The 26540-nt window shown below is 40.6% G+C and carries 20 protein-coding genes; 10 read left to right on the plus strand and 10 right to left on the minus strand.

Going from position 1 to position 26540, the window contains the following annotated elements:
• Window positions 1–5: 5 nt before the first annotated feature.
• Window positions 6–1388, minus strand: a complete 1383-nt coding sequence (locus tag P2W82_RS16405; RefSeq protein WP_336516996.1) for a TolC family protein — start codon at window positions 1386–1388, stop codon at window positions 6–8.
• 34 nt (window positions 1389–1422) lie between these two features.
• Window positions 1423–2058: a TetR/AcrR family transcriptional regulator gene (locus P2W82_RS16410; RefSeq protein ID WP_336516997.1), complete on the minus strand. Its 636-nt coding sequence runs from the start codon at window positions 2056–2058 to the stop codon at window positions 1423–1425.
• Window positions 2059–2466: 408 nt separating this feature from the next.
• Here P2W82_RS16410 and P2W82_RS16415 point away from each other — a divergent pair, with 408 nt between their 5' ends.
• Window positions 2467–2781 carry a hypothetical protein gene (locus P2W82_RS16415; protein ID WP_336516998.1) on the plus strand — a complete coding sequence of 105 codons (315 nt, stop codon included), beginning with the start codon at window positions 2467–2469 and terminating at the stop codon, window positions 2779–2781.
• 242 nt (window positions 2782–3023) lie between these two features.
• Here the strand turns inward: P2W82_RS16415 and P2W82_RS16420 are convergent, their stop codons facing one another.
• Window positions 3024–3479, minus strand: coding sequence for a hypothetical protein (locus P2W82_RS16420; protein ID WP_336516999.1), 456 nt, complete (start codon window positions 3477–3479; stop codon window positions 3024–3026).
• An 11-nt stretch (window positions 3480–3490) separates the two neighbouring features.
• Entirely contained in the window at window positions 3491–3856 is a 366-nt protein-coding gene (locus P2W82_RS16425; RefSeq protein WP_336517000.1) for a BRO family protein, read from the minus strand.
• A gap of 736 nt (window positions 3857–4592) precedes the next feature.
• On the opposite strand from P2W82_RS16425, the gene P2W82_RS16430 reads away from it, so the two are divergent.
• Entirely contained in the window at window positions 4593–5909 is a 1317-nt protein-coding gene (locus P2W82_RS16430) for a hypothetical protein (protein ID WP_336517001.1), read from the plus strand.
• A gap of 829 nt (window positions 5910–6738) precedes the next feature.
• Here the strand turns inward: P2W82_RS16430 and P2W82_RS16435 are convergent.
• Window positions 6739–9312, minus strand: coding sequence for a hypothetical protein (locus P2W82_RS16435; protein ID WP_336517002.1), 2574 nt, complete (start codon window positions 9310–9312; stop codon window positions 6739–6741).
• 242 nt (window positions 9313–9554) lie between these two features.
• On the opposite strand from P2W82_RS16435, the gene P2W82_RS16440 reads away from it, so the two are divergent.
• Both P2W82_RS16440 and P2W82_RS16445 read left to right on the plus strand, forming a co-directional pair.
• Window positions 9555–10127: a hypothetical protein gene (locus P2W82_RS16440; protein WP_336517003.1), complete on the plus strand. Its 573-nt coding sequence runs from the start codon at window positions 9555–9557 to the stop codon at window positions 10125–10127.
• A gap of 377 nt (window positions 10128–10504) precedes the next feature.
• Window positions 10505–11743: a T9SS type A sorting domain-containing protein gene (locus tag P2W82_RS16445; RefSeq protein ID WP_336517004.1), complete on the plus strand. Its 1239-nt coding sequence runs from the start codon at window positions 10505–10507 to the stop codon at window positions 11741–11743.
• Between the two features lie 384 nt (window positions 11744–12127).
• Here the strand turns inward: P2W82_RS16445 and P2W82_RS16450 are convergent, their stop codons facing one another.
• Window positions 12128–12253: a hypothetical protein gene (locus P2W82_RS16450; protein WP_336517005.1), complete on the minus strand. Its 126-nt coding sequence runs from the start codon at window positions 12251–12253 to the stop codon at window positions 12128–12130.
• A 333-nt stretch (window positions 12254–12586) separates the two neighbouring features.
• Between P2W82_RS16450 and P2W82_RS16455 the strand changes: the two genes are divergently transcribed.
• The 6 genes from P2W82_RS16455 to P2W82_RS16480 all read left to right on the plus strand — a co-directional run bounded on the left by P2W82_RS16455 (window position 12587) and on the right by P2W82_RS16480 (window position 21638).
• Window positions 12587–13255 carry a potassium channel family protein gene (locus tag P2W82_RS16455; protein ID WP_336517006.1) on the plus strand — a complete coding sequence of 223 codons (669 nt, stop codon included), beginning with the start codon at window positions 12587–12589 and terminating at the stop codon, window positions 13253–13255.
• Window positions 13245–15770: a tellurite resistance TerB C-terminal domain-containing protein gene (locus P2W82_RS16460; RefSeq protein ID WP_336517007.1), complete on the plus strand. Its 2526-nt coding sequence runs from the start codon at window positions 13245–13247 to the stop codon at window positions 15768–15770. Before P2W82_RS16455 ends, P2W82_RS16460 begins: the two co-directional genes overlap by 11 nt.
• Window positions 15770–17083, plus strand: a complete 1314-nt coding sequence (locus P2W82_RS16465) for an ATP-binding protein (RefSeq protein WP_336517008.1) — start codon at window positions 15770–15772, stop codon at window positions 17081–17083. The genes P2W82_RS16460 and P2W82_RS16465 overlap by 1 nt, the downstream gene beginning before the upstream one ends.
• Window positions 17083–19215, plus strand: coding sequence for a DEAD/DEAH box helicase (locus P2W82_RS16470; protein ID WP_336517009.1), 2133 nt, complete (start codon window positions 17083–17085; stop codon window positions 19213–19215). The genes P2W82_RS16465 and P2W82_RS16470 overlap by 1 nt, the downstream gene beginning before the upstream one ends.
• Window positions 19216–19364: 149 nt before the next feature.
• The gene (locus P2W82_RS16475) at window positions 19365–19694 is read left to right on the plus strand and encodes a nucleotide pyrophosphohydrolase (RefSeq protein WP_336517010.1); all 330 of its coding nucleotides are present in this window, start codon (window positions 19365–19367) and stop codon (window positions 19692–19694) included.
• A gap of 90 nt (window positions 19695–19784) precedes the next feature.
• Entirely contained in the window at window positions 19785–21638 is a 1854-nt protein-coding gene (locus P2W82_RS16480) for a DUF2075 domain-containing protein (protein WP_336517011.1), read from the plus strand.
• A gap of 89 nt (window positions 21639–21727) precedes the next feature.
• Here the strand turns inward: P2W82_RS16480 and P2W82_RS16485 are convergent, their stop codons facing one another.
• Genes P2W82_RS16485 through P2W82_RS16500 form a run of 4 tightly spaced genes read right to left on the minus strand, consistent with a single transcriptional unit; the run spans window position 21728 to window position 25963 of the window.
• Window positions 21728–23506: an SAVED domain-containing protein gene (locus P2W82_RS16485; protein WP_336517012.1), complete on the minus strand. Its 1779-nt coding sequence runs from the start codon at window positions 23504–23506 to the stop codon at window positions 21728–21730.
• A gap of 23 nt (window positions 23507–23529) precedes the next feature.
• On the minus strand, window positions 23530–24429 hold the full coding sequence (locus P2W82_RS16490; RefSeq protein WP_336517013.1) for an ATP-binding protein: 900 nt from the start codon (window positions 24427–24429) through the stop codon (window positions 23530–23532).
• Complete coding sequence (locus P2W82_RS16495) at window positions 24423–24911, minus strand: HORMA-1 domain-containing protein (protein WP_336517014.1); 489 nt, start codon at window positions 24909–24911, stop codon at window positions 24423–24425. Before P2W82_RS16495 ends, P2W82_RS16490 begins: the two co-directional genes overlap by 7 nt.
• A 2-nt stretch (window positions 24912–24913) precedes the next feature.
• Window positions 24914–25963 carry a CBASS oligonucleotide cyclase gene (locus tag P2W82_RS16500; protein ID WP_336517015.1) on the minus strand — a complete coding sequence of 350 codons (1050 nt, stop codon included), beginning with the start codon at window positions 25961–25963 and terminating at the stop codon, window positions 24914–24916.
• Between the last annotated feature and the right edge of the window lie 577 nt (window positions 25964–26540).

A 26540-nucleotide genomic window follows, 5' to 3' on the forward strand; every position in this document is an offset into this window, starting at 1 on the left:
AGACTTTATTTAGTAGCGGTTAAATTATAGGTGGCGGCTTCGCGTTCCAGAATGGCGGCAGATGATAGCAATCTGTTTCGGTTGATCGTGACTGCGAGTTTCGCGCGGATCAGCTGACTACGTGCATCAACGGTTTCGATATAGGTATTCACGCCTTCCCTGTAGCCACGTTCGATCAGTCGCTGATAGGTTTCTGCCGCCTCGAGTTGTTTTTCTGATGAATGAAATGTGTGCCAGGCAGATTTGAGATTATTTCTGGCAGTAGACACATTCAGGTCAAACTGCTGTGAAGTCTGCTCGAGGTTGAGCTCCGCGTTTTTCACATCAAGAGATGATTGCCTGATCTTATTACGGTTACGGTTACCTGCAAATATGGGGACGTCCATCTGCAGGCCGAGCATGTAATAACGCGATTGCGAATTGAATTTCCAGTTCTGTGACTGCGAACCGAGATCAACAAATCCGTTTAGTTTGGGATAGTACACCGCTTTGTTCATCTGCAAAACGGTTTCATTGACTGTCACTACCTGCTTCAGCGCTTTCAGTTCTTCACGACCTGCGCTTTTTTCTTCAGAGGTCAGCAGTCCTGCAATGCCCGCTACATCGTTTTCTACGTTATACCCGGTGTCGACAAAACTGTCCTGCGGTTTATTCAGCAACAGGTTGAACCAGCTTTTTGCATTAAAAGCCATCTGCTCTGCATTGGTGATCTGCGATTTCATCTGTTCCACTTCGCCTTCTGCGCGGATCACATAGGCATGCAAACCTTTTCCGTTGGCGAGTAATTTTTCATTCACACGTTTTCCTTCTTCCGCCAGTTCCAGTGATGCTTTGTAAATGTCGATGGCGTGCAGCGCGGCGAGATAATTGAAATAGGCTGTCTTGATATTTTTCACCAGCTCGCGTTTATAGATATCGATTTCATAGGCACTGATGATCACCTGCTGCTCTGTGATTTTTTTATTGTATGATATATCGGCATTGAAGATGGGTACCGTGGTGCGGATTTTCGCATCATAAAAATTTGCTGGAAGGAAGTTGATGCTTTCATTTTTCAGCTGAGGAAATTTGTTGGATTGTGTCAGCTCATTAAGCGTGTTATATACACCGTTCAGCATATCACCGATAGGCAGCTGAATGTCGCGCCCACCATCGGCGGTTTGATAACCTGCCTGGAAAGCAACTGTAGGATAGTAAAATCCTTTCGCTATCTGTAATGCATAACCGGCTTTTTCCAGCGAAATGTTCTTTTGTCGCAACACAATATTCCGGCTGAAGGCAGTATCGATATACTGATCAAGCACACTGGTTTGGGCTGTTGCTCCAATACCCAGGAAAATGAGGAGAATCCAACTGCATTTTTGGGCGATTATTAATATTGTTCTCATTATTAACAGTGTTAAGTTTTGATGCAAAAAAATTTTACAGCCTTTCCAGCATTTTTATATAGATAGAAAATGTGTGTTGCAAAACATCAGGTACATCAGTCAGGATTTGTTTATGACTGACTACCATATCCATCCGACCGTCGAGCTTGAGGGTACACAGGCCATGCATGGTGCTCCAAACAAGTAGCGACAAAGTTTCGGGATCATAGGCTTTAAAATAACCCTCTTCCTGGCAGCTTTTAATTGTTTCCACGAGAGCAAAAAACGCTGTGGCGCCTTCGGTCCATTCCTCTTCCTGCGGGCCTTCGCAGATGTGCTGGATCGGGTCTTTCATTACAAACATAATGTCGTAATAATCACGGTTTTCGAGAGCAAACTGGATATAGATCCTGCCCATGGCTTTCAGTCGTTCAAAGGGCGAGTCGATATTGGCCAGTAACCGGAACCGGTCAGACAGGATCTTAAACCCTTCCTCATGCAGGGCATGGGCGATCTCCTGCTTGTCTTTGTAGTACAGGTAAATCGTGGTCGGGCTGAACTCAATCTCCGCCGCAATTTTCCGGATAGAAGTGGCCTGGTAACCATCTTCCTGGAATAATTTTTTGGCCGCATCGAGGATGCTCTGCTTCAGATCTTCCTTGTGTTTTATTTTCCGTTCCTTGATACCCATGATCAGGACACAAAATAACTTAACACTGTTAATATTTCAAAATTTATTTTTTGTGGCTGTTTTAATCGTAGGGACGCGATCGTTTTTATCATACGGGCGCGATTCATTGGGTCCCTATGATAAACCGGAAAAATTACCAATTCTGCTGTTGAAATACCATGGCCGGGAAATTCCATTATTTCAATTTGTCTGAAAAATTGAATGTCTGAAAAATTCAAAAACAGTTTCCGTAATGAATCCGTCCGTATACCTGATTGGAATTATGATGACGGTTTATATTTTGTCACCATAAATACAAAAGACCGGTTGCCTTATTTTGGTTAGGTCACCGATGGTGAAGTACTACTATCTGAAATCGGGAAGATTGTCGAATTGGAATGGTTGAAAACTCCATCCATCAGACCAGATATGAATATAGTTCTGGATGAATTTGTGGTGATGCCCGATCATTTTCATGGGATTATCGGGTTTAATAATTTCAATCGTTGTTTCAATCCTATGGATGTGATGCGTATTGATCGTAGGGACGCCATGCATGGCGTCCCTACGATCAATACAAACAAATACGGTCCGCAGTCCAAAAACCTCGCACCTATCATCCGCGGATTTAAATCATCGGTTACCACAGCTGCTCGTAAACTGGGGTTACCTTTTGACTGGCAAACAAGATTTCATGAACATGCTATTCGTGACGAAATGGAATTAAAACGAATCGTGCAGTAGATAAGGGATAATCCGGCGAATGTCTAATTAACATCTTTTTGATAACAATTTATCGCAGGAGCGTTCCTGAAAAATGATCAGGAACAGATCGTTTAAATGAAAAGGATAGCGGTTTAAATTTTGAAATTGTGATGGTTTCCATCGTAGGGACGCGATCGTTTTAATCGTAGGGACGCGATGCATCACGTCCCTACGATTAAAACTAAAATGAAAACGTTCCGGGTGTATCCAGTTTTAAAACCTTATTTCTTCTTCTTTCCCTTAATCAATTTCTTCTCATCGCTTTCCAGCTTTCTCTGAAGCTTTTTTACATCTTCAGCCGTGGGAAGATTTTCGGGTACAATGCCCCGTTGGGTAAGCATATCACGAACAGCCTGGTTATTATCGATATGCTCTTCCTCGATTTTAATTTGTCCTGTCAGGTCCTTAGTCTGCACATTCAGGCCGGTCATTTCAGCTGCAAGGTCTTTCGCTTTGATGCTGATCGTCGGTAGAAAATCAGCTACCGGTCTGTTTTCAGGTATGCCCATTTTCTTCTTCAGTACGTGTGTACTTAATCTAAATAGTGCCTGATCGCCCTTACTCCTGATCACCGCGAATCCCTGGCTGTCAACACCTCTTTCATATAGTATTCCGGATAACTGTTTTTCCGTCTGGCTCAACTTTTCTCTTGCTTTTATGCGCTCGTACTCCAGCAATCTTTGTTCTACTAATTGTGCACGGCGGGTTTGTACAGCAAAATAATTTTGAGCGAATGCGATCTCCTCTTTCGGCTATCCCCATTCTGCGCAATAAGATAGCAAGCATAACGCGTGAGTAGAATATCTACTATTTCCTTCCCGGCTCCCCTTGGCATCGCGATCGTTTTCCTGATGTCAGGAAAATGATCGGTAATTTCTTCGCCGGCGTTTTTGCAGGCATCTTTCGCCTTTTGAATGACTTTCTCAAAATTCTCCCATTTGCTGTAGCCGAGTAAATGCTGCAATTCACGTGCGCTCCAGCATTCCACACCCTCTACCTCTGTGGCGGCTGATTCAAATTGTTCAAATAGTTTTTTTATTTCCTCAGATTTCATTTTTAATTGTGTTACCACCTCCAAGTTTAGTGATAATATTATCGCGGAATTATCAAAAACGGTTAGAATTCATCACATCCTATATCTGCAAGTTTCGGATAAATACAGCTTTCGGCAATATCGAAACAATTAAAGAATAAAGCGAGAGAAAAAATCTTTCATTGCTTAGCAAATTCTACTTAAATCCGGGGCTTTTCCAATTTCGAATATTTGGAAAATCCTTGCAAGACTTTTAAAACAGTCACAAGCACATATGGGGGTGGTGGGCTTTTACAAGCCTAATGCCAACGAAGTATTCGTATGCTAGTAAATGCAGGCAGCTTAAAATTCTTTTGAAAATTTTTCCGCCAGGTATCCGATACTTGCAAGTATCGGATACCTGGCAGCTTTCAGCAATTTCGAAAGCCTTTTTGAAAAAAACAAGGGAAAAAAACGGTTTTAAAACAGAATATACTATCGGACCACGGGGATTTTCTCTTGTTTTTTCAGCCGCGGCAGGTCTTGTACCAATAAAGCTGAGAAACTTACCTTACATCCTGCCTGCAGCCTCAAATACTCTTTTTATTTTGAGCATTCTTATGATCCATCTTCGGCTCAAATTGATTTTCAATGGAGGGAGGCTATCCCAACCGCTCATGCAAATCCAGCAATCTGATGCTATTTCAACAAGGTTATTAAAAGAACTAATTTACAAACTCAACACTTTTATGATTTTTCAATTGATGATTCAAACAGCATGAAGAAATACTCCTTCTTTTGTTCTCCTCTTATTTTGATCACAGCATATTTTCTCGCGGGATGCAATTCAAACGGGCTTACTTCGAATGATCAGCCAACACCTCGTTTTGTATTGAAGAATATCGACACAGTACTCTTCAATTCCTTTGTTGATTGCAATATGGCTGAAGCATGGATTGCAGATACTTTCCGGATATTTCCCGGCAAATATGGTGAGGATACCGTGTGGGGTGAAGCACGCGAACTTCTTTTTGCAGATGGTCGCAATGCGCCGGAAGCTTTTGCATCCAATGCTGCCGCTTTTAAACGTCCGCAGTTACCTGTTGTTGCACCCATAAGTGAGACCGGTTTTCATGGTGCGATGTGGTTCGAAACAGTTTATCAGAGTGATAAGGACACCAGCGGAAAAACGTTGTATGCAGTTTACCATAATGAAAATTATCCGCAGAATTTACCATACGATAAATTGACCGGGCAGGGCTACATCAATTACCGCTGGCCGCAGGGATTGCAGGGCCCTTCATCGCCTGCAGCGGTCTGCAGAATAGGAATTGTAAAATCCACTGACGGCGGTTACTCGTGGGTGAATAAAGGGTTATTTCTGGAGGATCTTCAGGAGCGCATGATCTTGAAACCATTCAATACGTCCAATACTTTTGCGGGTGGTGTAGGCGATCCCTCTGCAGTTCGATCCGGTGATTATCTGTACTTATTTTTTGGTGAATACAGCTTTCCCCTGCCGTTCGATTCTTCAACATACGATCCGAAAACAGAATCCGGCGGGCAGTGCATAAGTGTTGCACGGATCAGCCTGATCGATCTCGATGACCCGCAGGGGAAGGCTAAACGATGGGACGGTAAAGGTTTCAACGCTGCATGGAACGCGGCAGGAAAACCAGTTGCATCGCTTCAGATTCCTGTGGATAGTGGCGGAGGTCCTGCATCATCTCCTACAGGCGGTTTTTACTGGGGTCCTTCCGTTAGCTGGAACAATTACCTGGAATGCTGGGTGATGATGATGGTAAAAGTGACAGGCCTCAGCTGGGCAGGTAGCAGCATATACATTTCGTTTAATAAAAACAAAGATCTGGGTGCCGGCAACAATGCGCAGCAATGGTCTGCGCCAAAACTCATCATGGACCGGCCCGGATATTTTCTCTGGTATCCTTCACTTCAGCCAATGGACAGTGAAGAGGATATCCGTAACCGTTATACCTGTATGAATCTCGGTAAGCGTGCGCAGTTGTTTGTAAAATTCATTCGGCCGGAAAGAAGCGTGTACGCTTCGGCACATATCATCGAGTTTGAGAAATGAAGAGAAGATCTGAACTGACAGGACTGCGCACCTAAGACCTAACAGGTCTGGAAAGTTTATTGAGTAAGTTGGTAAGATGAAAGACTTGTTGAATTGGAATGGCTCAAAACACTATCCATCCGACGAGCACTGCATTTCATCCTGGATGCATTTAGGATGATGCCTGATCATTTCCATCGATTTTGGATTTAAATTTTTCAATCGCAGGGACGCGATGCATCGCGTCCCTGCGATTGAAACAGCCACGACAATAACGCATTCAAAAAACAAATTTGGTTCTCAATCCTCAAATCCTGCTTCAATAATCCGGGGATTTAAATCATCTGTTACTACTGCTGCCCGAAAAATAGGTTTACGATTTGAAAGGCAACCAAGACTTCATGAATATGCTATTCGTGACGAAATGGAATCGAAACGTATCACGCAGTTTATAAGTGATAATCCGGCAAATACCTGATGATGTAATTTTTTGAAGTGCCAATTACACACACCTGCTGCCAAATATTCGTAAAGGGCCCGTTTTAATCGTAGGGATGCGATGCATCACGTCCCTACGATTAAAACATCTGCCCGGATAGTTTGTATGGCAAAATAATTTTGAGCGAATTCAATCTCCTCTCTGCGACTGTCCTATTCTGCGCAAAACTGTTTGCATGAAATCTGGTTGTATATCCTCAGCGATCCGAAAGCTGCACAAAACCTTGTTAGTTTTATACCTACAGACATATCATCTAAAACAGGTAGCCAGCCGCATTACAAGACGGGACGCATTGCATCTTTGCATTTTAGATCGCTTGACTTTTACTTCAAACCTTTTACCTCTCACCTGTTATTTTAATATTATCGTCACTTCCGCCATGCCACTCTTTGGCCCAGCACTGCTATGTCCCGGCCGTGGCCCATTCGCCGAGCCCCAGGAATAGGTCACAAACCACTTGCCGTCCACCCATCCATCTGCTGCATAAGCCGCCGGCGCATAACCCGGATTTTTATCAGCATACCAGCTCACCGTACTTGGCGCACCAATGGTGACTGAACTAATATTATAAAACCTGAGTGTATACATTTTAGCTTCCGGATCCCTGGGCACAAATACTCCATTGCCCTTCCAGCATTTATAAGACGTATACGTTGACGCTGGCGTGGAAGTATCACCATGAACAAAACTGAATGGTATATGCAGGATTTTTTTCTTATCGTCGTTGTTGATCTTCACTTCTCCAAATACTTCATCATAAAACACATACTCTGTTTCAATTTTTAATTTCGAATAAATCTTTGCAGAAATTTTTTCAACAGCTTCTTTTGTATCGTCGTCCTGGCACTCATAACTGATGGAATTGGTATTGTACTGCGTGATCGTCGTCATATTGTCTACGCCCGGACCCAGCAGCTTGCCGTATTTACCGGCAGTACTCCATACAATTTTCCAGTCGACATCCGGATCCGCACCAATCTCATTTTTCTTGTCGACCTTATTCAGTTTCATCATCACTTCATTCCAGCTGCCAGCGTATTTTTTTCCACTCAGCGTCACACCTTTCGGATTCATTTCGAATTTGTTCTTCTTCACATTGACTATCGCTGTATCGCGGCCAATGACGGTGCTGCCGAATTTGACAGTGACATAGATATAGTCAATGTTATCGCCATCTTTCAATTGTGATGCCGTCGCCAGGCTTTGATAAGAAACGATATTATCCGATGTATTGAACGACACCTGGTTCACATGTCCTTTGGTATCTGAGATCTTCCCGTATTTGCCGCTCGTTTTCCATTCGTAAAACGCGTGCGTATCGCCACCACTCTCCACGAAGTTTTTGATCTCGCAGGTAATCTTCTGCTCCATCAACGGAACCAGTGTGGAACTATCCGGCAACAGGGTCACTTTAGGTCCGCGTGCACGAACGGTCCATTCTTCGAGTTGTGATGACTTGGCGATATGGAATCCCATACGTGCGAGGTCAGTGGCGAATAGTCCGAGATCAATTACTTTCAGGATTTTTGTTTTTCGTTCCGCATCTTTGAACACATCAGCTCCCGATGGGATATAATATTTCTGCTGCGCGAGCATTTCAAGTACGCCTGCTGTTAGTTTCACCATATCTTCAAACAAAGCAGCATTGAGTTCCAGGTACAATGCTTCGATGAACTTCTGAGTCGCGCCTTTGTAATTTCCTTTTCGCATTTCTTCATATACCGGTGGCATCAGTTTAATTGCGGAACCGGTTTTCTCAATGAAAGTTTCCAAAGGACCGGTTACATGCCGCGAGCCATCGATCAGCGCCAGATCATCCTTGTTGCCTACTACTTCCATCATCACCGGAAGTAAAAAATCAAGTGCGAGAGTTTCAATTTCCAGTTGTGTCAGCTTTTCAATCTCCTGGCTGCTGATTGTTTTATTAGTGCCCGGAAATCCCGGACCTACGATACGTAATTTATACTCCCCTTCTTTTTCATCATCAGCCATCGGAATATCGAATGGTCCTGATTTCATCGCGAAAAATTCCTGCACTTTATCCGGACCTTCGATCCATGCGCCGAGCACGCCGGCGACGGAAGTAAATCCACCGGACGGATCTACAGAAGTTTCTGTTTGAGTACGCGTGGTAGATTCAATTGTTTCGGTGGTCATGTTGCCATTGTCAAAAGTCGTTTTCACTTTATACAAAAAAGCCCATGCGCGACGGCGGTAGATGTTTTCCATCTGCAGTTTGCCGAGCTCCAGACTTGAAATGCGCAGACCGCTTTTTTCGGTGTTCGCCAAAACTTCTACGTCCGGGATTTTTTTGACTGTCATAGGTGCTACGGCTGGCGTTGTTGGTGTATTGATTTTTCGTCCGCCCGAAATGTTTTTCAGTGCCTGCCGCAGCGGCTCTTTGAAGCTGCCTTTGTCCAGTACCAGCGGATCAGCTTTAAACAGGTCGTCGAATGCTTTGTACCAGTCGCTGCTGCCTTTCACCTGGTCGATGCCTTTTAGAAATTCCGCTGTCATCGCATACTGTTCCATCAGTGTCGCATAGCCGAAATACAGCAGCACTTTTGCTGTAGATTTTGTATTGATCTCTGACGAACTATCCGTGATGAAACCTGCGAGTAATGGCCGGTCCTGCTGATCGAAAACCCATGCGATGCTGGGATAACCGCTGTTGTAGGCGGTTTTCGCTGTCCCGGCCACGGAGACTTTTCCGTTCTGCGAAAGTGAATGCACCTCGAGGGTAGCGAGGTCGATCTTAGCATTTGCAGGCAGTTGAATCTGAACTGATTTGGTGGGATAGTTGACAGTTGCTGTATCGTCGGGTGGTGACGGTGGAACCGGATCGGGATCGATATTATTCTTTTGGCATGCGAAAATGACGAAGCTGAAAATCAGTGCAAAAGGGCTCCACCGAAGAAGTTTCATAAACAGGGCATTTAGGGGTACATCGGAATTGAGATCGCGATGTCATCAGCAAGCGGGAGATTTTTTTGGGGATGTTGGGGCAGCGACAAAATACATTAGGATTTTGGTTGATGCAAGAGTGTCTGATAGAAATGTGATCTGTTACGTGTCTCCACGATTATCGGCAGGGAATAATCACAAATTTTGCCGTCAATGCATCATGGCCGTTTTTTCAAATTGAATCAATTTGCCTGAAAAATTCAATGTCTGAAAAATTCAAAAACAGGTTCCGTAATGAATCTGCCCGTATGCCCAATTGGAATTATAATGATGGTTTATATTTTGTCACCATAAATACAAAAGACCGGCTGCCTTATTTTGGTAAGGTCACCGATGGTGAAGTACTACTATCTGAAATCGGGAAGATTGTCGAATTGGAATGGTTGAAAACGCCGTCCATCAGACCAGATATGAATATAGTTCTGGATGAATTTGTGGTGATGCCCGATCATTTTCATGGGATTATCGGGTTTAATAATTTCAATCGTTGTTTCAACCATAGGGACGCGATGCGTATCCATCGTAGGGACGCGATGTGTATTGATCGTAGGGACGCCATGCATGGCGTCCCTACGATCAATACAAACAAATTCGGTCCGCAGTCTAAAAACCTCGCATCTATCATCCGCGGATTTAAATCGTCTGTTACCACAGCAGCACGTAAACTGGGAATACCTTTTAACTGGCAACCTCGATTTCACGAACATGCAATTCGTAATGAAATGGAATTGAAACGAATTGCGCAGTATATCAGGGATAATCCGGCGAATGGTTGATTATTATCTCTTCATCGGTTTGGTTGCAGGAAAAGGATGTTGCAATTGCCTACACGTCGCCAATTTATTCGTAGGGATTCAACCGTTTTTATCGTAGGGATCAACCGTTTTAATCGTAGGGACGCGATGCATCGCGTCCCTACGATCAAAACGGTGCGGCCTTTTGAAACCCTTTGCAGATCTTTTCGATTGATTCAATTTCCGCCCGGACTTTATTGATTGTCGCCAAAATGATTTTCGAAAAATAAAAACTCATAAACCTTTCAGATCCAACGGGTCTGATTTTCCGCCGATAATGAAAGCAAAAAACCGCTTGCGACTAACCAGAAACTGTATTAACTTATAGTATGCCCCGCACTAGACCAATTCGTTTGAAAATGAAAGAACTCAGATACCTGTTTTTGATCATCCTCAGTTTCAGTTCCATATTTTCTGCAACCGCCCAGGCAGACAGGTTCGCTTATGCAGTTACTGATTCAAAGCAGGATGGTATGAATTGGATTGTACTGAGAAAAATAAATATCCGAACCGGAGAATTCAGCCAGGTTCTTTTAGACGGTATCAAAAAGGACATGACTTTGTACGATGCTGAAAACAAGCAGAGGAAAATAATGGAGATCCGGGATACCAACCAGATGTACCAGCCGCAGCTGGCATTTGCTTCAGGTGTGGCGGCGCTTGCGTACGACAGAAAAAACAATCGCGTTTTTTACATTCCGCAATACGTTGATCAGCTCCGTTATATTGACCTCAGTTCCATGAAAGTGTATTGTGTTCATGGCAAAGGTTTTTATGCAGCAGCCGGATCAAAAATGGAACCCATGAGTACTTTGCCCAGGCTCGTGATTGCTGGAGATGGATATGGATACAGCATTTCAAATGATGGTAATCACCTGTTCAGATTTTCTACTGATGGTACACCGAAAGTAGAAGACCTGGGTTCATTAATCGACGCTAAAGGAAATAATGAAAACACGATTCACAATGCCTGTGGTACAGGTGGTGGTGATATGATTGCTGATGATGACGGTAACCTATACCTGATTACAGCGCAGAACCAGGTGTACAAAACAAAAATCTCCACCCTGGAGACCAGCTACCTCGGAAAAATTTCCGGTCTGCCGGAAAAGTTTAATACCAATGGTGCTGCAGTAGATGATGAAGGAAGAATCCTTGTCAGCAGTTCTACCTACAATGATGCCTGGTTTAAAATTGATCCGTCAGAATGGAAAGCATATGAATTCAAACCGAAGACGGGCCTGTACAGAAGTTCTGACCTGGCGAACAGCAATTTATTGGTAACATCGAGAACAGCAAAGAATAACCCCTTTTTCGCAGGCAATAACGGATTTATAAAATTATATCCCAACCCTGCTGAGAAAAACGTATTCATGGTTCGACTCACCAATATCGAGCCGGGTGATTATTCTTTAAAAATGACAGACATTTCAGGCCGCACTATCCTGGAGAAAAAAATCGCTGTGAAAACGACTACACATACTGAAACAGTATTTTTTCCTCCCAAAACTTCAGTAGGTCTTTACCTCGTAAGAATCGGCAACAGAAAAAACAGCCAGGTGTTTAGTGAGAAGGTAATGTTGAATAGGGTTGAATAGCAAGAACAGAAGAGAAGGAGAAAGTGAGTATGGTTAAAGAAGGACTAGAGACGGCTGTTTATAACCAGCAAGAGCAATGTTTTAAAACCCTATTGGGATGCAAGTATTTCCTCTGTGAAATGTTGAGCAATCAGAACTTATTGCAAACTTTTCAAGTCTGAGGTAGTTTTGCAGACATAATGCCTGCCAACATAAAAACGTCAAGGTGGGAAAGGCCAGCGCTCTTTTTTCCTCATGAGCAGATGCTGCTGATAGGTTTAATCACAGCTTTGAGGACCTTGTTATCCATCGCAAGTTCCGCATACACCTGCTTCAGTTTTGCAATTCTCCTCTTCAAGACACTTTAGTTAGTTTAAATCCTAGCTTCCCTTACTACTATACTTCTTATGCCAGTTGTAAAAAGTTTACTTGTTTATCCCAAGCTCGCGACAAATCTGCAGCACTTTTGCCCGCTTCGTATTCCCTTATTGCATTGATAATCTGAGTCTCGCAAAATCTTGATTTCTTCATATTTGACAGTTTAATTTAGAAAAGTTTAGTTTAAAAACTGTCCTATTTTTAGCGGAGGCTACATATTAAGTTGCGAGTAAAAACTCCGAAAAAAACTAGTTCATTTTATTTGTAGGAATCTAGGTAGATGAACGCAATTTAGCCTAATTACTAACGTTTAAAATCTTTAAATGCAGATGGATAACGTACTAGATTGAAAATTAATCTTTTACCCAATAATTTCGTGGACTCTAATTAAATTTATATTGAAAGGAGATTGAATAAATCGAGCTTTTTTTAAGGTTTTTTCTCGAGAACTAATCTAGTAAACTATTAAAATTATTAGCCTCTCCCATGGATCAAACAAAGACGGAAAAGCTTACGTTCTTGAATCTGATTATAATAATTCTGTCGATATATGTTCTTGTTGCTCTTATGCTCGACACATTTATTAAATTACCTTCAGAAGTTTCCCGTATCCTTTATATCACTGACAACCTAATTTGTTTTGTTTTTCTATTTGATTTCGCAGTACGCTTTCGAAAGGCACAAAACAAGCTGGCTTTTTTAAAATGGGGATGGATAGACCTTGTCTCTAGTATTCCTTCATTTGATTTTATGAGAGTTGGCCGGGCATTAAGGCTGATTCGGCTGATTCGAATTTTGAGAGCTTTTCGGTCAACTAAACATCTTGTACAATATATTTTCAGACAAAAGTCCCGTGGAGCACTGACAGCCGCAATAACAATTGCAATACTGATGGTAATCTTTTCATCAATAGCGATCTTGCAAGTGGAAGTTGACCCATCAAGCAATATTAAAACTGCGGAAGATGCACTGTGGTGGTCATATACTACAATAACAACTGTGGGTTATGGCGATAAATTTCCAGTTACTACAGAAGGCAGATTAATTGCAGTGGCACTGATGACAGTAGGGGTTGGCCTTTTCGGGACATTCACAGCTTTTTTGGCCTCCTGGTTTATTGGAGAAAATAAAACTGAAGTTGCAAATGAAAAGTAAAGCCAAAATCTTGTTTACGATTATAGTGTTAATTCTCAGTTTTGTTGGCAAGGCACAGACAAACTACAAAGTCAATACGGATGCAAAACTCCGATCAGGCCCAGGTGCCAAATATCGTACAATCATAATCATCAAAAATGGAGAAAATGTGCGGCATGTTGAGCAAACGAATTCAAACTGGATTAAAATTGACTATAACGGAAAAATTGGTTTTATCTCAAGCAAGCTTATTTCAACTTTGCCAGACACAGTTTCTCTGGCTCCAAATCCTATTCCTCAAACTACATCAAAAACTAAAGAGGATCGAACGCCTTATTATATTTTAATTGTAATTGTGGTGGTCCTTATAATATTAAGTTTGTTGAAAAAAAAAGAGCCTGCACAAGGTTCAGTTTTGAAAATCACTGCTGAGCGCAACAATAATTCTCAATCAGAAAAAATTGAATTATTGGTAGACAAAGTCAAAAAAAATTCGAAAACAGGAGTTCAAATAAACATTGAGACTCCTTTAAAAACAAATGTTCGTGATCTTGACAAAACTGAAAACAGAAACAGCATTTTCAGAAAGTTACAACCTGGTAAAGTTCCTGAAGATATAAATACGTTAAATGCAGCGGGAACTGGAACAAATCAACATGGAATAGATGAAGCCCTCAACGAGACAACACCTGACTATTCCAAAACGGGAGATGATAAAAACGATACTATTAAAAACATTGAAGATGAAACCATAATTGATGTCTCAGATCAAAACTATAATCTTTCGGTATTCGATAGAGAAGCACCAGGTAATGTTAATGTGCCTCATTGGAATCATCAATACGTCTATTCAGCAAGCGAGATTAGCAACGCCACGGAAGAACAGAAACAGTTTTATAACTATTTTAAACAGCAATTCCTTAAGGGCAATTATCTTGATCTGCATGGGAATACCAATTATTGCTTTATTCTTTTATTTGACATGATTGATGCTTTTAAGCAACATAAAAGTCTGGCTCTTATTGAAAACCAAATAGCTGAAATCGGCCAACACTATCCTGTGACAAGCCGGTATGGAATTTCTGCCCTGCTAGATAAATTGGAAGCAGTTGGAGATCATTATTCTCTACAACGATTACGCTCAAGACACAACCTTTCAATTCAAAGTTTACAACAAACGCCCAGTCCAAATTATAGCTTTGATCCAGATTGTTTGCGTCTTGGTGCCAAGTTTCAATCGAGTCTTTCATTAACGGCAAATGAAGTTGAGATTTTAAATTCATTCTGGAGTCCTACTAATAACTTTTTTTCAATTGATCACTGTGGAAACACCGTAGTGAAACTGTTTGTCGCAGTCATAAGACTTCTGGATGAAAAGTTGAAAAAGGCACAAAGCAGTCTACAAACTGAAATAACAACAGTGGTTGACATTGCATTAAGGAAGCATTTTCATTATAATCCAAATAGCTATAACTACACGAGCAGCATTAACTATGTTAAGGCTGAAATCTATTCAAACGCCCTTAAGCTTTGTGAAAATGTTGTCCGGGAACGATATGGCCATAAACGAAAACTGAATACAGATACCTTTATAACAACTCCTGAAGCCAAGGAGGAACTTGATTCTCGGGTCTTTCAGAAAGTAAATACTGCATTGATTGAACTAATTGAAACTATTGAGGAACCAGACGAAGTAACAGAATTAGAGCTGAACGCTCAAAACACTGGAAGGTGGAAACCTAAGTTTGAAGAATTATGTGAAAAATTTAGTGGGAAGTCAAAAGAATTTACGGCCTTGGTTTTATCACTTGGCAGTCAGAACAGTCGGAATCCAGCCATTGAAAATCTGTTTTTTGAAGCTTCGAAGTTTCTTGCCAAAATTGATAAAGAAAGTTCTTTGCTAATGTTCATTCACTATATCCATCATGATCTGAACTCCTCGAATTTTGACAACAGGAAACTTACAAAAACAGTCCAAAAAAGTCTTTTTTCCAACAATGAACAGCTCCGCAGTTTTGAAAAATTGCTGTCTGATCTAATTAATGACAGGAATCTCCAGGCTGCGCTCGAAGCTGTACCGACTATTTATGAGAATAAGAGGAAAAAAATTCAGCTAAATTCTGAGCATATTAGGGAAGTGCGGGAATTGCATTCAGATACTGTTGAACTTTTAAATGAGTATTTGAAAGATGAGTACGAAGATGAAAGCACGACTATCAAAACCGAGCAAATAAGCAACAACGAAATTAAGATCGACATTTTACCGAAAAACGCAACAGCTCATTCTTCCGTATTTTTAGCTGATCTTAGGTTTTCCGAAGTGCAAATTGAACTTTTGTTGATATTTTCAAAAAACAATTTTTCAATTTTTCAATCAGATGTCGAAGCATTTGCAAAATCCAAGTCAGTGTTCAAAAATCACCTAATTGAGGGCATTAACGAAATTTGTTATGAATGTCTGGATGATATATTAATCGAAGAAGTAGAAGAGTCAGTTTCAATTAATCCTGAATATTATAAAAGACTTCTAAAATAATGATAGACAATATTAAACCTAAAGAAGCAACATCAATAATTAACTCTCTGGTCGGAGGAGTTGTGCCTAAAATTGGGGTCCAGCATATTACCGTGGGTAGATCAGAGGAGATTGAAGCTTTCGTGAAGGCCTTGGACGATGTAAAGAATGGGCATAGTATGGTTAAATTCTGGATAGGTGATTTTGGGTTTGGAAAATCATTTATGCTTCATTTGTTAAATACAGTTGCATTAAAGCAGAAGTTTGTTGTAGCGAATGCAGATTTCACTCCGGACAACAGGTTGTATTCAAACGATGGAAGGGCTGTTTTGCTCTATTCGGCAATAGTTGATAATATTTCGATACAAACAAAGCCAGAAGGAGGCGCCTTACCGACCTTATTAGAAAAATGGATTGAACAGGTAATAACTAAAACGGCCGCTGAAAATCAAATTACGATTACGGAAATCAGGAATGAGAAGTATTTAAACCTGATCCAGTCCGAACTCATGAAAACCATAAACGAATTAACGGATGTTGGAGGTTTTGACTTTGGATTGGTATTAGTTAGATACTATGAAGGGTTTATAACTGACAATGCGGATTTATGTCGTAATGCATTAAAATGGTTGAAAGGCGAGTATAGAACTAAAACTGAAGCTAAGCAAGATTTGGGGGTAAGAGAAATAATCAATGATTTGAATTATTATGACATGCTTAAAAACTTCTGCAAGTTGTTTGTTAGTTTAGGCTACAGCGGATTTCTGATTAACCTGGATGAGGCAATTAATTTGTATAAAATTTCGACATCAGTAATGAGAGAAAAGAATTATGAAAAGATTCTCTCTATATATAACGACTGTTTCCAGGGAAAGATTACCCATCTAATGATCAATTTCGCTGGTACAAAGGAATTTCTTGAAAATGAACGTAGGGGACTTTTTAGCTATAACGCATTAAAAACAAGACTCGAGTCAAATAAGTTTGAAACATCAGAAATTCGTGACTTTGCACAGCCAGTGATTCGACTAATGCCACTTGACCATAATGAAATATTTGTACTTCTTAATAAGTTAAAAGCAATATTTGATTTCAATTATAAAACGAAAATCGATGTTTCGGACGAGGATATCCATCAATTCATGGAAGAAATCTTTAATAAACCTGGTGCAGCCGAATTTTTGACACCCAGAGAGGTAATCAGAGATTTCCTTAATATCCTGAATATTCTGCGTCAGAATCCCGATGTGGATAAGCGCAAGCTTTTTGGTGATCTTGAAATCTCTGATGAAAGACCGAAGGAAGGAAAACTGGATGAAATCGAAGAGATATAATGGCATTTAATCTGCTTTCTGAACCTATTCGCAAATACGTCTACGATAAGAGGTGGGAAAAATTACGACCAATTCAAGCAGCTGCTATTACGAAAATCCTTTCCCGAGATGGTAACTTTATACTGGCTTCCAAAACCGCCTCGGGTAAAACTGAAGCTGCTTTTCTGCCCATACTTTCAAAAGTCGATTTCTCTGAAAAAGGCGTACAGGTATTGTATATATCTCCTCTGATTGCCTTGATAAATGACCAGTTTCAGCGCATCGAAGAGTTATGTAAATACCTCGATGTTACAGTAACAAAGTGGCACGGAGAAGCTAATAAAACCCTTAAAGGTAGAATTACTAAAAGTCCAGAAGGTATTGTATTAATTACTCCGGAATCGCTAGAGGCAATGTTCGTTAATAAAGCCTTTAATATTAAACACCTATTTTCCAATCTCAAGTATATTGTAATTGATGAGATTCATTCATTCTTGGGTACCGACAGGGGCATCCAACTTAAATCCATTTTGTTTAGATTACAAATTGTAAATCCTATACCTTTTAATATCATTGGTTTAAGTGCTACAATCGGCGATTATATAGAAGCTAAGAGATTTACCGGGGATGAAGAAAACACTAAAGTGCTTCTTGATAAAACAGCTCGGGAAATAAATGCGGTTTTTCGGTATTTTGATCATACAGGAGACGAGTTACCAATTAAACTCATCGACGATCTCTACCAAGAAACAAAAGACAATAAGGTGCTTATCTTCCCTAACAGCAGGGGTAAAGTCGAAGAAATAGCTGTTAAACTGAAGAAGATTTCACAAAAAGTTAATGGCCATTCAAATTATTTTGCGCATCACTCTTCAATTGATAGAGAAGTTAGGGAAGAAGTGGAGCACTTCGCCAAAAATAATAATCGGCAAAGCTTTTCAATAGTATGTACCTCCACACTTGAATTAGGTATAGATATCGGAACTGTTGATGAGGTTGTACAGATAGATGCTACTTTTAGTATCGCCTCCTTAATTCAAAGGGTTGGTAGAAGCGGCCGTCGAGACGGCGAAATCAGCAAGCTGTTTTTATACGCAACCAATCAATGGAGTTTACTGCAATCCTTGGCCTGTTGGCAATTGTACACCGAGGGGTTTATTGAGCCGCCTCTTTCGACCGAAAAACCTTTTGACATATTGGCTCATCAGTTATTATCAATTGTGAAAGGTCGATCAGGAATATCCCAGCAGGAACTGGAACAACTTTTGAAAACAAATTTTGCTTTTAGTAAGGTTGAATCCTCAGAAATTAAAGAAATTCTGATCTATCTCATTGAAACAAATAGGCTGGAAAAGATCGGCAGTGAGGTTATCATTGGAGTGGATGGCGAACGAATAGTAAACAATCGTGACTTTTATTCTGTATTCAAATCAGAAGAAAATTTTAAAGTTGTCAGTAATCGAAACCCGATCGGAGAAATTCCATTTTCTCCGCAAATCAGAATAGATGAAAACATCCTGCTAGCAGCCCGGATCTGGAAAATAAAAGACGTAGATGAAAAAGCAAAAAGAATTGAAGTTGTTCCTGCCAACGATGGCAAAAAACCCATGTTCTCTGGTAGTGGCGGAAATATTCATTCAAGGATAAGGTTGAAGATGCTTGAAATTTTATTCAGTGAACAGCAGTTTGACATATTGAATGAGGAGTGTAACAATCAATTGAGCTTGCTACGATCAGATTTTTCTGCATTTAAAATAGTAAACACTTCCCTGGAACGCCCGCTGATAGTACACAATAATCATATTGAATTCTTCAGCTTTATCGGTACAAGAGTAAATCGCACTATTAGCCTTCTACTTGAAATTTCGGGGTTGTCAAACACAGTTAATGAAAAAGACTGCGAATGCGCTATTCATATTCAGTCGGATAAACATGAATTTCTGCAAACATGGTCGGGACTCACTAACTTAATTCCAAATGTAGAAGCTCATATTTTTGATCTCCTGGACAAAAATCCTGCCTTGCTTGACTTTTCAAAATGGGGTGGACTTCTGCCAAAAAAATACCAGGTTAGCTTATTGAAGCAAAAATATTTTGACCTCAATGAAACGGAGGCGTTTATAAAAAAAGTGAAATTTAATTTCCCTAAATGAATGTAGCGATTTTTTAAATCGCCTGAAAAGACAATTACATTATTTAAGAATAGATTTTTTTCTTTGAGACGTCTTTAAAGTTGATAATTCGGGTTTCCCAAACAATCTATAATTTTAGAATCACCTTATTAAATTATCATCCAAAACAAATGAATGAGATTTCATCAATAATTTCCAAATTGAAAAACTTTAGAGACGAACGCGACTGGAAGCAGTTTCATAATTCAAAAGACCTGGCCCTGGCCATCAGTATCGAAGCTGGTGAACTGCTGGAACAGTTTCTCTGGAAAAAAGATTCCGAAGCTGATCCGCAAAAGGTGAAAGAGGAACTGGCAGATATTTTTTCATTTGCATTGCTTCTGGCGGATAATTATGGTTTTGATATCGGAAAGATCATTGAGGAAAAAATAGAAATGAATGCGATTAAGTATCCGGTGGAGAAGGCAAAGGGTACAGCGAAAAAATATGATCAATTGTGATGCAATATCGTAGGGACGCGATGCATCGCACCCCTACGATATTGCGGAATCCACGATATTGCGGATAATAACCACCACCATCAACAAACCATGATCGTCTACAAAAACACCGCGAAAGGATTTATCACGGATGTTGAAACCAACAAAATCTCCTCGAGGATAAAAGAATCCGTGATCAACGCTTTTGGCTGGAATAAGATCAAAGCGAATGAAGAAGCGTCATGGACCAATTCCATGCAATTCATGGGCAATGTAATCCGGCGCGCGGCTATTGCTGATGATTGCGGTGTGCTGATCGAATACAACCTGCCTTCCACCTCGCTTCGGGTAGACTTTATCGTTACCGGACATGATGAAACAGGTAAACCCAGCTTTATCATTATCGAACTGAAACAATGGACCAGCGCATCCAGTACAATGAAGGATGGCATCGTGCATACGGATTATTATGGCAATACCACGCATCCTTCCTACCAGGCATATTCCTATAAGTTGTACCTGAAAGATTATAATGAAAGCATCTATAACAGTTCCATCCAGGCTTTCTCCTGCGCATACCTGCACAACTATACCGAGAAACGTCCGGAACCTTTAAAAGCGGAGATCTATAGTTCCATCATCAAAGAAGCGCCGATCTATTTCAGGGACGATCAGTTGCAGCTGGAAGAATTTCTGAAAATATATGTAGGGAAAGGAAAGGGTGAAGACATTCTGTACCGGATCGAAAACGGCAATATCAGGCCAAGCAAGAAACTGATCGATCATGTTACCGGGTTGATTGAAGGCAATGCAGAATTTACTTTGCTCGATGAACAGAAACTGGCGTTTGAATCCGCCAAGGAATTAGCCTTATCCGGTTCGGGCAAAAAAGTGATCATCATCAACGGCGGACCGGGTACGGGTAAATCGGTGATTTCGATGAACCTGCTTGGCAGTCTGCTCAAGCATAATAAGAACGCTATTTTTGTTGCACCCAATGCGGCGTTCCGGGAAGTGATGTTGAGCCGCCTCACGGAAAACAAAAACACCAGCCGGGTAAAACATCTGCTCAAAGGTTCGGCTGCTTTTTATGCTTCGAAGAAAAATACGTTTGATGTAATTGTTGTGGACGAAGCACATCGCCTGAAAAACGAAAATGCGTTCATGTATAAGGGTAAAAATCAGGTGGAGGATATCGTAAACGCCGCGAGGGTAAGTATTTTTTTCGTGGATGAAAAACAGATTATCCGGCCTGATGATATTGGTACCCTGGCCGAGATAAAAAGAGTTGCGGCCCTTCATCAGGCTGAGGTTTCAGAATTCAATCTCAAAGCGCAATTCCGCTGTTCAGGTGCGGAAGGATTTATCAACTGGGTGGATGATGTGCTGGATATCGACCAGACGGCCAATTACGACGGCTGGGATGGTGATGATTTTGAATTCAGGATTGTTGATGATCCCAATGCTCTGAAAAGTGAAATAGACAAAAAAGCACAGGAAGGTTACAAGGCCCGGATGCTGGCCGGCTATGCCTGGGAATGGACGCCTGCCAACCAGGGAAATGCCAATGCCCAAGTAGAGGATGTGAAGATACCGGAACACCAGTTCCAGATGCCCTGGAATTCCCGCAGCGTGGGAACCACTTGGGCCGTGGATGCGGAGGGTGTCGACCAGATCGGCTGTGTACACACATCACAGGGTCTGGAGTTTGATTATGTCGGCATCATTATCGGCAAGGATCTGCGCTATGATGCTGCCACCCGCAAATACTTCACCGTTTGGAACGATTATAAGGATGCCAAAGGCAAACAGGGCCTTTCCAAACGCCCGGAAGACCTGAATAAACTCGTCAGGCAGATTTACCGGATCCTGTTTACGCGGGGAATGAAGGGCTGTTATGTGTATTTTATGAATAAGGAGGCGGAGGAGGTGTTTAAAACTAGATTGAATCACTCAAAATCTTAACAAATTCTGTCATAGGCTTCTTTCCAAAATTTCTAGATATTTTGGGTAAGTATGACTTTTCTATTCAAACTTTCATCTTTATATTTAGTTCATTCTCTGATTTGGTGAAACCAACTTTTTAGTTGTGATAAAATTTTCTCACCATTCCTTTCTCTAAACCCTTTTACCACTTCGTTCAGTTGAAAACCTCCCGCACTAGAAGCTCTTCTGATCCGCCCAGAAATATCTAAGTACCCTATTTCGAGCTCTTCTATTTTGAATCCGGTTAATCTATAGATTGTACGCTGAGCTTGTGCACGGATATCAAGACCGCGAAGTTCTAATAGGGGTTTATTGGCAAGTATCGCTATGATATTTTCCAAATTCTTACAGTTGCGATCTTCTATTTGTAGATAATTCCAGTACCATATCAGGTAGCGGTTCACACGCCTGATCTGCATTTCTTCGTTATTTGCATCCAGATCGTCAAACGCCCACATGGTCTTTGAAGCAATATCAATAATTCCTTTAAAAAATTCCTTTTCATTTTTGGCATCCTGGCCATAATGTAGTTTTGAATAACTATATTCATGAATCATTGCCCACACATCTGCTATATAGTCTGCCTCCTCCAGAACTCGTGGAAATCTTCCAATATTGAGAGCCGTATAGTTTGTTAAGCCTTGATGTAAATGAAGTGCCTCATGAAAAATGAACATTCTGAAAGCCCGAAGTATCTGGGCTTTATCCCGATTCAAGCGGTTCATAATATTAAAAACGAATCGGTCGTTAATCTGCCACTCATTGCTTTCTGAAATAAAAAAGCCATCAGCCGCTTGATTGGTTGACTTTGAAAGAGTGGAAGAGCTAAGAATCGTTTCAGCTACATCCGGGATGGATTTCCACAGCCCTCTTTCCATTTCAGAATAATTTCCTCGAGGAAGAATAAACTGAATCCAACTTAAAGTGTTACCAAATCTCTTTTTGTCCTCTACTTTGCTTCCGGCAAAAGCAGCAATCTTATTTTCCAGTTCTGCCTTAAGATCACTTTTGACTTCATCAATAAATCTTTGGTCTTCTTCTGTAATATTCGTTTCAGGTTGACCAGTTTCTTGTAATATTAGAATCTGCTCATGCTTGGGGGTTTTATTCGCATTGTACTGATAAGTCACAATAGGTTTTGTGACAAGAGGGTTTATTTTTGTGCCCATCAAGAATGCCAACCCAACCGGTACTGTCGGGAATAAATGAATTTTATCCGTGTTAGGCAAAAAATTAGCAACTGAATCGAGGCCTAAAGAAAATTGATGGGCAAATGCCTTCAATTGTTCTTGATTTCTGAAAACATCTTTACCGAGAGCTTCCAAACGAAGGCTAATTACTTTGTTTGCATTTTCCACTACGCTTTTCAATTCATCCTCCTGCATACTGTATGTAGCCTCTACTTTAAATATCACGTCAATAGGGCCTGCAAATTCTTCCCCTACGAAATCGGTCGAAAAAGGAAGTTGTTTGTTACTATCATCATTCCACCAATGCCAAGTCATTCTTTCCCGATGTAGTAAATAAACTTCCACATCCTTCCAGGAGCCGAAACAATAGCCGAGGTGTAATGCCAGCGGAATTGTTGCGGTTCCGAAATACAAAACCTTATAACCTGGATGCTCCCGTAAAAAGGGTTTAATTTCATTATCGATAACATTCTTCTGATAAATTCTGTATTCCAGGCTATCCAATTGATGTATATTCTCCATAGGGATTATCTCCCTTTTTAAATCAAAAATTTTATATGCTGGAATAACATCAGACTTGGGAAGCTGTTGTAACACATCTGCATCTGTGATTTCACCAAAGACTTGATGTTTTATAATTACATATCCTTCTGACATTGATTATTAGTTTATTAGCTGCATTAATTCAATTTATGATCTCCCAATAAAGGAGTTGGTTCTGTCTTTTCTAATACTTGTTGGAAAAGGCTAACACTAAATGGAACATTGTGTTCTACCGCTTCATATAGTGTTTGCTTGGCTGCTCGTTGAATCAAATCTGAAAAGCTATATGGAATAGAGTGGGAATCACAGGTTTTAATAAGCTTATCCATATCAGCTTTTTTCCACTCTATACCTTCTAATATCCAGGTTAATACCTCTTCTAACTTTTTGCCTGAAGGCCTCTCAAATGTAAGGTGAAGACTTGTTCGTCGGCGAATGGCTGGATCGAGTACTACAACCCGGTTGGTGATCATGATGATGGCTAGGCGCTTATTGCTTTTTTTAACAGAGTCAATTTGCTTGATCAGAACATTCAACCCGGCGCGATCTTCATGGTGCGCCTGGTTCTGTTCTCTGCTGGTAGCTAAATCATCGGCCTCATCAATAATCAACAAACCCACTTCATCATTTTTCAATCTTGCCTTTGCTGATTCAAAGACTTCTGTAATCCGGTTGGAAATTTCCCCAACTAAACCACTGCCTCTGATATTTGTAGGTGTTTCAAATACCTTTACCGGTGTTTTCAAAAGTTCAGCCAACGGAGTTCCGATTGACTGAGCCAATGCTGTTTTGCCACAGCCGACTTCACCGGATAAGATAACTAATGGACTGCTGGTTTTCAAGTGGGCCATGAGTGGCAATCCTTTATTATGGTACTTCTTTTCCCACTGCTGAATTTTTTTGTGATCAAGTAGCATTGACAAAGTTTTCAGCAGTTCTTTCTTCTGTTCATCAATTCCGACAAGGAGATTATAGTCTTTCATAACCTCCTTGCTCGGATGATCATATTCCGTTAATTTAAGTGTATTATCTACCATGTTCCTACAATTGATTCTTTTAAGCCATATCCATCTTTAGAAAACGATTTGGATGCTTGGTATGAGCCGCTCAAAGCAGAAGCAGTTCCCCAGCCCCATGCTTCGAGTTGTCTGTTTACTTCTACAATATGAGGAGACGCGTAATTCAATTGTACTACCAGGCTAACAGTTGTATTATCGCTCAAGCTCCAAAAATTTAAGCCCCCTGATTCGTCATCCATAGATATTGTGGAATCAGCGCGAACTTCATAGTGAAGCCCCCTGTCAGCGTAGCCTGGAGCTTTAAATTGCAATTGAAAATAAGTTACCGCTCTTCGGTCCATAAGATATAAAATATCGTTACGCATTCTGTCAGCTTCGGCCTTTGTCATTAAGCCTCTCATATAAAGGCCGACCAAGTGGTCATAAACTTTGCCCATTACATAACGGGCTCTTGCTTCGGTGTAGGTATCGCTTACGCTACGAGAATATGTTCCAGTCATGATTAATCCTCCTCACAATGGTTTTTAAATGGGTTACCAAATAATTTTACAAGTTCATTCATTGCCATATTTTTCTCGCCATCAATATCATATCGAATAATTCTACTCCAACTATCTCTGGCTTTTTCAAACCAGGTTGCAAACTCATTTAACTTGCTCGAATCCCATTTGCCAGTAATGTTATTGTCGGGGTTGACTGGATCCAACACTATCCAGCCTGTTTTACCTTCTAATGATGGTGTTGTATAATAATCTGTGAAGTAGACTGGTTTTTTATTTCTGACAACATCCGCAAGAAATCCAAACCACTTTGCAAATGTTTCTGCATACGTTTTCTCAACACCGAGCCGATCAAACGCATAGGCAGCCAACCAATCAATCAGTGCAGATGGTGGCCTATTATCCTTATCCGTTGACTCATCATAAGAGAGGTAATAAGAATTATCTGCCTGAAACTCTTTCCACCATTTAATACCACGAATGCATTCGTTGAATTTTACTCTGCCTGGACTTTCCTTGCTCAGGCGAGTGCGTTTTCTTACAAACTCATTGTGTTTTTGAATCGAGGTTCGGATTTTAGTACCGTCTCTTTTTATGATTATTTGTTCATCTTTCTTATCAGTAGCAAACATTGGAACAATGTCAAAGTACAGATCATCTGAAAATTTCAAATTGACGGAGCTATTGGTAGGAGTTATTTCAGAATTGGGATATGAGGTGCGGACATATCCTTCAAATTTTTCCAAGGGGTTCTCCACTTTATCTCCATTTATATCTTTTTCCTTTATCACTATTGGTCGATCTATATCATACCCATCAATCTCAGAGTGACCTCGATAATGACGGCGAAGACCGGTATCTTTCGCATCCGACCCTCCTTCCGGGGTATTGGTGACTTCTATTCCATCGGCTTCAGCATTTTGCTTTACATTTTTTGTTACCAGATCCGCTCTCTCGGAATTATCATCCTTTTTATCAGGGTCTGGTTTTATCCAATTGATAAAACAGGATAACCAACTATGCAATATTGAATGTGTAGTTAACTGACTCATATAAATTTTTTATTTTAACATGATTAACTGTTATGATTGTTGAATGCACGGTGGGTGGTAACAATGCCAATTAATATTACCAACCCCACAAGACTATATGTAATCACTTTCGCCAAAGATCCAGTTGCAAATAGAGATACACCTTTGTAATTAATCCTTAACTTATCGGTTGAGTATCTTTTAAGTTTCATTCTTATTTTATTTAATTGAGGAAGTATTAAGCAATAAATGAACTGTGCAGACTAACCTGGGTCCGCAGGAACAATTAATATAGGTCAGCTTAAATGAAGTGGTATTATGGGAGGGAAATATCCGAACGACGCTTGCAAATAGCCAAATAGGAATATATTTGGGTGCGTTTTATCTGAAGCTTTGTCTTCAACTTTCCGCCGGTAAGACCAATTCTTACCGGCATTTTCAGGATGTGTCTTCTATCATCTTCTATATTTTGAAATGCCCCGATCAATTCGGGAAACTATCTTATCTATCGCCGCATTTCGCTCTAAATCGTTCTAAAAAGAACTCATCACAAGTACAAATATATAAATTCTTCCTTACAAAATGAAAAGTTTTATAC

Source organism: Pollutibacter soli (assembly GCA_029269725.1).
GTDB lineage: Bacteria > Bacteroidota > Bacteroidia > Chitinophagales > Chitinophagaceae > Pollutibacter > Pollutibacter soli.